At 50.9% G+C, this 373-nt stretch carries 1 protein-coding gene; it reads right to left on the bottom strand.

Translation table 11 applies throughout. The features are described 5' to 3' along the window. Nucleotides 1-373 (bottom strand): aldehyde dehydrogenase family protein (locus tag A8F95_RS10550; protein WP_141676260.1); only part of this gene is annotated, 373 nt, incomplete at both ends.

Raw genomic sequence — 373 nt, 5'->3', positions numbered from 1 at the left:
AGCGTGTCATTGGCAATGGCAAGCGCTTCTTCTTCATCCTTGAAGGTCGTAACGGAAACGACCGGTCCAAAAATCTCCTCTTGGAAAATCCGCATATTGTTCGCTCCTTTAAAGACCGTCGGCTTCACATAATAGCCATTCTCCAAGCCGGCGATCGTGTTTTTGCCGCCGCCGATTAAGCATTCAGCACCTTCCTGGTTGCCGATGTCGATATAAGACAGGATTTTCTCCATTTGCTCGCTGGACGCCTGGGCCCCCATCATCGTTTCGGTATCAAGCGGGTTGCCGGTCTTAATTTGTTTGACGCGTTCAATCGCCCGTTCCATAAACTGGTCGTAAATGCTTTCGTGGATAAGGGCACGGGAAGGGCAGG

The organism is Pseudobacillus wudalianchiensis (assembly GCF_001685015.1).
Lineage (GTDB): Bacteria > Bacillota > Bacilli > Bacillales > Domibacillaceae > Pseudobacillus > Pseudobacillus wudalianchiensis.
Note: the sequence above shows the minus strand (reverse complement) of the source record. Positions and strands in the feature narration are given on the sequence as shown.